General features: G+C 38.2%; 5 protein-coding genes. All 5 read left to right on the forward strand.

Annotated elements, in window-relative coordinates; translation table 11 throughout:
* Positions 1 to 878: 878 nt before the first annotated feature.
* Positions 879 to 1,631 carry a hypothetical protein gene (locus FKR84_RS13110; RefSeq protein ID WP_141422774.1) on the forward strand — a complete coding sequence of 251 codons (753 nt, stop codon included), beginning with the start codon at positions 879 to 881 and terminating at the stop codon, positions 1,629 to 1,631.
* Positions 1,632 to 2,165: 534 nt separating this feature from the next.
* Positions 2,166 to 2,465, forward strand: coding sequence for a GIY-YIG nuclease family protein (locus FKR84_RS13115; RefSeq protein ID WP_141422775.1), 300 nt, complete (start codon positions 2,166 to 2,168; stop codon positions 2,463 to 2,465).
* Positions 2,466 to 2,715: 250 nt separating this feature from the next.
* Positions 2,716 to 3,615: a DMT family transporter gene (locus FKR84_RS13120; protein WP_141422776.1), complete on the forward strand. Its 900-nt coding sequence runs from the start codon at positions 2,716 to 2,718 to the stop codon at positions 3,613 to 3,615.
* A gap of 192 nt (positions 3,616 to 3,807) precedes the next feature.
* Entirely contained in the window at positions 3,808 to 4,401 is a 594-nt protein-coding gene (locus FKR84_RS13125; RefSeq protein ID WP_141422777.1) for a sugar transferase, read from the forward strand.
* Between the two features lie 939 nt (positions 4,402 to 5,340).
* Positions 5,341 to 8,346 (forward strand): T9SS type A sorting domain-containing protein, encoded by a 3,006-nt coding sequence (locus tag FKR84_RS13130; protein WP_141422778.1) that lies wholly within the window; start codon positions 5,341 to 5,343, stop codon positions 8,344 to 8,346.
* Positions 8,347 to 8,769: the final 423 nt, after the last annotated feature.

Consider the following 8,769-nt stretch of genomic DNA (forward strand, 5'->3'; position numbering starts at 1 on the left):
TCAACAAAGAAAAAAAGAAGCAAAAAAAGAAATTTTCATCATCATTATCATCCTTTTTAAAATAAGTAAATTTATGTATTGCAAACCTAAAGGACGCTTCGGGATTTGTCAATGAAAAAAATGAACAAACAAATTTTATTAAAAATAACTATTGTTAATTTTAAGAGTAAGTTTTTTTTAATCGGACAGTAATGAATTTTTATATAAAAATTGCCAAACAAAAACCAAAAAAACGAAACCTGAATTTGGGGGTTGAAACTTTTATATAAGAAATACTACACCTCCTTAGTTTTGCAGGTCGTTTTAAAAATAAAGTTCTTTTTCGGTCTATAGCGCTGCGATTGCTTTGCATACGTCACGGCAAAAGGGAATTATATGCAAGAGAATAATACCGAAAATAAGCAAGTTTAAATGCGACATCGTTAATTTGGTAATAGACTGTTTTTTTTATCACGCTTTTGCGGAAAGTACTCGCTGAAAAACATGTTTATTCAAACCTTGCAAAAAGTAATCTTCAACAAGGTTTGCAGTATACTTTCGGTAGTGTTCAAGTATGGCTTAGGTATGGCTTAAGTATGGCTAGTGTATGAAGAGTGTATTAAAAACTTCCGTAAAGAGTATACAAAAAGCGACACAATACGACAGTTTACGTCATAGTACGTCAAAATTTACCACTATTTATCAAAAACAAATTATTTACCTAATTATATAAGTGCTTGTAAACTAACGACATGTGCTGCTTTTTCTTGCTTTAGCTTTGTATCAGTAGCAAGAAACATTTATGCTTCGGGATAATGAAGGTATACCATCCAAATGTATAAGTACTTGCTCCAAATTAATTTTATAACCGAGCATAATAGCTCTTAAATTTTTTAATCATGGCAAAATTAGCCTCTTTATTGAAGATTGAAGGAACCCTGGACGGGATGACTTTCTACAAAGGACCGGACGGAGAAATTCTGGTCAAAAAGAAAAGTGGAGTATCTAAAAATCGCATAGCGAATGATCCTGCTTTTATTCGAACACGCGAAAATGGTCGAGAGTTTGGCCACGTGGCTGCGTGCGGCAAAAGTTTTAGACGCGCTCTTAACAGTGTTTTATACGATGTAAAAGACAGGTCTAAAACGGCTAGGCTTACACAAGCTTTGGCCAAAGTGAAAAACCAAGACACCATCTCTATCAGAGGAGAGCGTAAGGTGCACTTAGGCATACAAACGCAAGAAGCTAAAGATAGCTTGCGGTATTTTGATTTTAATAAAAATGCACCGCTTACAACGGTACTTAAAGAAGCCTATGTTTTAGATACCGTTAATGCCGAAATAGGCATTCCGCAGTTTAATCCTAAGAGAAATTTGGGAATACCACAAGGCGCTACGCACGTAGAAATAAGCGCTGCGCATCTCAAATTCGATTTTGAGACCGGAGAAGGAGAACTGGTAAAATCCAATATCGAGAATATCTTTATTGAAGATACCGAGAACCCTGTAACTCTTAGCTTTGCAACGAATCCTAGCGGACCGGGTAATGATTATTATTTGATGAAAGTAGTATTTTATCAAACGTTAAACAATACCCTTTATCCGCTAAACAATGGCATTTACAATGCCTTGCAGTTAATAGAAATTGTTTAACCTTTTTAAAAACCAGGGAGGAATTTAAATTCCTCCTTGTTTTTTCATGCACGGCACCGTTCAATCATATGAAATAAAAAATACTAACCTCTAACTAACCACTCCATCAGCACTCAAAGACCTCAATGTGTTTATTCCAAAAGCAATCTCCAAGGTGTCCGAGTGATTCCGGTTTTTCACCGGAATTGTATCGAGGCCACCGATTGCAAAAGCAAAATAAAAGGTGTCCGAGTGATCCCGATTTTTTCAATCCCAATTGTATCGAAGCCACCCATTCCAAAAGCAAACTCCAAGGTGCCCGAGTGATTCCGGTTTTTTCAATCCGGCCCCTTCGATATACTCTCCTAACGTCGAGCACTCAGAGACCTCAAAGTAGTCTTTTAAATGCAAACCCAAAGGTGTCCGAGTGATTCTGGTTTTCACCGGAATTGTATTGAGGCCACCGATTGCAAAAGCAAAGTAAAAGGTGTCCGAGTAATTCCGGTTTTTCACCGGAATTGTATCGAGGCCACCGATATTTCTTATCTTTACTTTATGGCCAAAGGTTTTATGTACATATTATTATGCTTTGATGGCACCTATTATACCGGAAGTACTAAATATTTAGAAAAAAGGATTGACCAACATCAAATGGGGCAGGGAGCAAATTACACAAAAAATCGCCTTCCGGTTAAACTTATTTACTTTGAACAATATGATAGAATAGACCATGCTTTTTACAGGGAAAAGCAAATTCAGAAATGGTCACGAAAAAAGAAAGAAGCATTAATTTTTGGTAAAAGTCATTTATTACCGCAATTAGCTAAGAAAAAATTTAAGGCAAAAAAAGATTAGTAAGGAAAGCCGCCCCCTTCAATATACTTCGATAAACTCAGCACAGTGTACTCTCCTTACGTCGAGCACTCAGGGGTCTTAAAATAGTTATTTTAAAAGCAAACTCAAAGGTGTCCGAGTGATCCCGATTTTTGCAATCGGGATTGTACCGAGGCCACTGACTCTCTTAAACCAACCTTTAAAAATTCCCACAAAAGACTTGGACAGCTTTTTTTTAGGATATACATTTAAAATTTTAAAAATCTAAAAGATGAAAAACCAAAAGCAAGCCTATATCTATGCCGGCATCGCTGTGATTTTGTGGGGTACGGCGGCTACGGCTATGAAAACGGCTTTGCAAAGCTATAGCTTTTTACAATTGCTGTTTTGGTCTTCGGCTACAGCCTTAATAGCTTTGGGAATTTTGGTCGTAGTGCGAAAAAAGCATCGAGAATTGGCTGCTTTACCGCCAAAAGCTTTTGTACGATCTGCAGTTTATGGGGCTATAAATCCGTTTTTCTATTACATAATTTTATTTAATGCATACGCATTATTACCGGCGCAAGAAGCGCAAGCCCTTAATTATACTTGGCCAATTATGTTAAGTTTATTGGCGGTGCCTTTACTCGGACAAAAAATTAGTTTAAAGAATTTATTGGCTGTTGGCATTAGTTTTATAGGGGTTTTAATAATTGCTACCGGCGGAAATCTGATTTCCTTATCGTTTAGCAATTTTGAAGGCGTTTTATTCGGTCTTGGCTCTGCGGTGGTTTGGGCTTTGTTTTGGATATTCAATATCAAAGACAAACGCGAAGAACTCATCAAACTCTTTCTTAATTTTGGTTTCGGATTTATTTATATTTTAATCGCGGTAAGCCTTTATTCCGAAATTGTCTATATAAGCAGCAAAGCCTTGTTTAGCGCTATTTACGTAGGCTTGTTCGAGATGGGTATTACCTTTGTAATTTGGTCTATTGCCCTTAAAAAATCGTATTCGGCCGCAAAAGTTGGGAATTTGGTGTATCTGGTGCCGTTTTTATCGCTTGTTGTAATTTATTTTGTCTTAGACGAGCCCATTTTATTTCCAACTATAATCGGTTTATTTCTGATTGTTGGCGGTTTGATTTTCGATAAAATCAGCCTAAGACATTTAGGACTTAAAAAGAAGTAATACTATATCTTTGTATTTACATTGGATGATAAGTATACTTAAATAATAATTACATTGTCCAGTATAGCCTTTCGGCTTCGTTCAAGACAGGCTAAAGTCGAGACGTTTGTAGTTAATTTTTTTCACGGTTCAAAACATGATAAATATAAATTTTAGAGGAGAAAGTAGATATATAAAAATATCTTTACGGAATTGACTCCGCTGCAAAAACATATAAAACGCATTTTCGACCTATTTATGGCAACTTTCGGCTTGCTGCTTTGTTCGCCTATACTTTTTATCGGTTTTGTTTTGGCAAGCATAAGCACCGGTAAAAATGGATTTTATGCCAGCACCCGCATAGGACAATACGGAAAGAAATTTACCATTTATAAACTGCGCACGATGCAGCAAAAAGAGCAATTGCACTCCAGTGTAACGGCAGCCAACGACCCACGAATAACTAAAATAGGCCGATTTTTACGGAAAACAAAGCTAGACGAATTGCCACAACTCTTCAATGTATTAAAAGGCGATATGAGTTTGGTAGGTCCGCGACCCGATGTTCCGGGCTTTGCCGATAGACTACAAGGTAAAGATAAAATTATTTTAGAAATAAAACCCGGTATTACCGGCTTGGCAACTCTAGCTTTTAAAGACGAGGAAGAGCTTTTAGCACAACAAAAAAAACCAGAAAAATACAACCGGGAAGTCATCTGGCCGGAGAAAATACGTCTAAATAGACAATATACTGAGAATTACTCTTTTCTTACAGATTTAAAAATCCTCTGGACTACGGTGTTTTGAGACGATATGCCTTAAGCAATAAGCTATAAGCGGGAGAATTTCTCAGTCGTATCTCCATCGAAAAGACAGTAGGATGTTTTGTTTTTTCCAATTGTCATCTCGACGAAAGGAGAGATCTTTTTTCAGGCGCTGTAGGCTGTAGGCAATAAGCAGTAAGCGAGAAATATTTCTCAGCTGCTTCTGTATCGAAAAGACACAGTAGAATGTTTTGTTTTGGGAATGTCATCTCGACGAAAGGAGAGATCTTTTTTTTTAGCGCTGTATGCCGTAAGCAATAAGCAGTAAGCGAGAAAGATTTCCCAGTCATTCCTCCTTCGAAAAGACACAGTAGGATGTTTTGTTTTGGGAATGTCATCTCGACGAAAGGAGAGATCTTTTTTCCGAGTGTGAATAAGCGGTAAAGAAAAAGAATTCTCAGTCGTCCCTCCTGCGAAAGGACAGTAGGGTGTTTTGTTTTGGGAATGTCATCCTCGACGAAAGGAGAGATCTTTTTTCCGAGTGTGAATAAGCGGTAAAGAAAAAGATTTCTCAGTCGTTCCTCCATCGAAATGACAGCCGGAATTATTTCTCAGTCATTCCTCCTTCGAAAGGACAGTAGGATGTTTTGGAGTTTATATCTCCCCAATCCCCAATCCCCAATCCCCAATCTCTAACTCGTTTTTAACTAAAATGTTTTTAATCAGTTGTTTATTCGTTTAATCGATTAAAAAATCCTTTAACCGATTTGAATTAGTATTCGGGATTTGGAGTTGTTTTTCGCGGTAAATTTGTACACTAATTATACAAACATCAAATATTTTTTGATAATGAATTCCGTGCACGGAAAGTTTAAGTAAGCCTTTAAATGCTTATTTATTTTCCCAATCGGTTTTGGTCTACTCTAGGTTTTATAACAAAAAATATTGCTGTAATTGGTATAACTAACGAACAAGATAAAAGATGAAGAAACAAGTACTTTTTTTATTGCTGAGTCTAAGTATGGGGTTGTTTAACGCTTTGCAAGCGCAAAATGAAAATCCTACTACTCCTACTGCCGCAGGAGAATACATTCAAAACCAATGGACGGTTTACGCTTATAATAGAGCTATGTGGGCAGGTACAGAGTGGTTCATAACCTATCGCGGGTATTATATAGACAACAACGGTTTTGGTAATGAAAATCTAAACATTGACTCCCAACTAACTTGGAATAGATATGCCAGTCCCAGTAGTGCCGCGGGATATTCAGCGATTACGGGTAATGTTAACTTTAACAATCACATTGTTGACTATCGTAGAAAAGGTTTTCCTGCCGGGTGGTACCAACTTAAAGTTTGGCATGACGATGAAGGAATTATTGCCGTAGATGGAACAATTATTTATGAGGATGGCGATGTGAATTTAAACTATACGCTACCTTCACTTGTTTATTTAGATGAAAATTCTAGACTTGCGTTTAGGTGGAAAGAAGATGAAGGCGAGTCTTATGGTCGCTTGGAGTTTACAAAAATAGCTTCTGATTTTGGCGACGGAGAATGGCAGGTTAGTGTCTTTGATGATACTAATTTTACTAACTCTGCAGGAATGTATACACAAAGCGGTTTAAATTTTTCTACTCCTTGGGCAAACAATGGTACACCCTCTGATGCTCCGGGTTATAGCGGGGAGACTGTGGGTAATTCTAATTCGTATATTTATAGACGAAAGAATTTTCCTTGCGGGTTTTATCGTATAGACGTTCGCGAACATGATGACGATGCAGAATTGTTAATAGACGACACTTCTGTATGGAACGCAACCGGCTGGACTGCCACTGAAATTCCCGGTGTATGGTCCGGTTATTTAGGAGCCGACTCAAAAGTGGAAATGCGTATTGCCAATACCGGCGGCGGCGTTACTGCTGCAGGTTTAGAATTTAATCGTTTAGACGATGCAAATGCTAACGAAACAATTTGGACGGGCAGACAAGACAGCAATACTTCTAACCCTGCCAATTGGTGTCCTGCAATGCCAGATAGTACCAGCGATGTTTATATTCCGCCAGCGAGCTTAACGGCAAATAGTCCAATTTTAAATGCCGATTTAAATGTAGGTACTTTACGAATGGCTCCCGATGCCATTTTTGATATGTCTGCAAATAAGTTAACGGTATTTGGTAGTATGATGCATCACAATACTTGGGACGATGCCCATATTCATCATTTGGTTATGCGCTCTCCTAACAGTGCATTTACGGGTAAGGCAGCAGAAATAGATGTTTTAGAAGTAAGAGCCAATGGCGTTCACATAAGTTTAGATGCGGGAGAAAACTTGCGTATTAACGAGCGGGTACAAGTTGTCAACGGAAGTTTAGAAACCAACGAGCAATTAACTTTAGCTTGTAGGTTTGATAACTTTACCCAACGCGTGGCACAAATAGATAATTTAGACAGTGCAACTATAACCGGAAACGTGATAACCGAGCAATGTATTCCTGCTCGTAGAGCGTTTAGGTTTATAAGTTCGCCGGTAACCACAACTACCACCATTCACGAAAACTGGCAAGAGGGCGCTGAAGCTTATAACGATAATCCTAATCCGGGTTACGGAACGCATATTACCGGAACACAAGGTAATGCAGACCAATGGAATGGTTTTGACTATACCCCGGGCGGTAATCCTTCTTTATTTACTTTTGATAACGCTACCCAAAGTTGGGCGGCTGTAGATAATACCAACGCTCCGGATGCTATTTTAGAAGCCGGAAAACCTTATTATTTTATGGTTAGAGGAAGTCGTGCCATCAATGTACATTCCAATACTGCTATTCCAGATAATACCATTTTACGTGCAACCGGCAGCGTTCGACAAGGCGATATCGATATGGCTACCAACTTTAATGCAGATGCCAATACGTTTAATTTCTTTGGGAATCCGTATCCGGCAGCAGTAGATATGGTAGCGGTTATGAGTCAAGCTACGCATTTACAAAAAGATTACTATTTATGGGATCCTAATTTGGGCGGAGCGGTAGATTATAATACAGATTCTAACAATTTAGGCGGTCGTGGTGCTTATGTTACAATAGATGTAGAAAGTCCGGGAGCTTCGGCAGTACCCAGCGGTTCTGATGCTAACCAGTTTTTACAACCGGGACAAGCTGCTTTTGTAAAAGCCAGCGGTACCGGCACTCCGCAGATGCTTTTTAAGGAAAGCTACAAAAACGTGCAAGCCAACCAAACAGATGTTTTCCGCTTTAGCGAAAACACGATTTCGTTCATGGATATAAATTTATACGAAACAAGCGATTTGCAAATGGGAGAAACCGCTTTGGATGGATTTAGAATTAAATTCAGCGATACGTATACTACCGATGTAACTGAAGAAGACGCAATAAAGTTTGGGAATTTGGATGAAAACATAGCGGTAGCAAACGGAGAAGACTTATTGGCTATAGACCGAAGAAATTATCCTACCGAAGAAGAAATTATTCCTTTATTTACCAATCAATACCGAAATACGGCTTATACCTTAACCTTCGATTTTAATAATTGGACCGACTTAAGTGTTTATTTAGTGGATTATTATTTGGATACCGAAACGGCCATTACCCAAGAAGATAATTTGTATTCTTTTAGTATAGATGCGGATGTGGAAGCCAGTACAGGTGCAAATCGTTTTGCTTTAAAGTTTTCTACGGAAAATTTAGGAGTAGAAGAAAATACGCTGGAAACAAATTGGGTTTTATACCCTAATCCGGTTAAAAGCGAAGAACAAGTGTACATACGTTTACCGAAACATGAGCAAGGCAGCTGGGAGGTAAATATTACCGATATGCTAGGAAAACAAGTATGGCAGCAAGAAAAAACCATAAATACGGAAGGAATGACCTTGAATGACCTTAATTTGAGTCCTGGTGTTTATTTGGTTAGGTTACAGTCTACACAAGAAGCAAAGACCTACACTAAGAAATTATTGGTAGAATAAGAGACAAGTTTTCTAATACTATAACCCTCGATTAACTATCGGGGTTTTTTTTTCCGATTGTCATCTCGACGAAAGGAGAGATCTTTTTCCGAGTGTTGATAAGCAGTAAGCGAGAGAATTTCTCAATCGTCCCTCCATCGAAAAGACAGTAGAATGTTTTGTTTTTTCCGATTGTCATCTCGACGGTAGGAGAGATCTTTTTTTGGACGCTGTATGCCGTAAGCAATAAGCTATAAGCGAGAGAGATTTCGCAGTCGTACCTCCATCGAAATGACCGTCGGACTGTAAGCTTCCCTTAAAACCGAACTGTTTAAAAGTAGAATATTTATCTTAAATTTAAACAGTATGAAAAAGAGTAAATTTTCCCCACAACAGATCGCTAAGATCCTCAAAGAATTTGATAACGGAAAAACGGCGGTTGAA

The sequence above is a fragment of the Haloflavibacter putidus genome (assembly GCF_006546625.1).
GTDB lineage: Bacteria > Bacteroidota > Bacteroidia > Flavobacteriales > Flavobacteriaceae > Mesonia > Mesonia putida.

Coding starts and splice junctions, on each gene's coding strand:
- FKR84_RS13115 (WP_141422775.1), top strand. CDS start 2,166: ATGGCCAAAGGTTTTATGTACATATTATTATGCTTTGATGGCACCTAT.
- FKR84_RS13120 (WP_141422776.1), top strand. CDS start 2,716: ATGAAAAACCAAAAGCAAGCCTATATCTATGCCGGCATCGCTGTGATT.
- FKR84_RS13110 (WP_141422774.1), top strand. CDS start 879: ATGGCAAAATTAGCCTCTTTATTGAAGATTGAAGGAACCCTGGACGGG.
- FKR84_RS13130 (WP_141422778.1), top strand. CDS start 5,341: ATGAAGAAACAAGTACTTTTTTTATTGCTGAGTCTAAGTATGGGGTTG.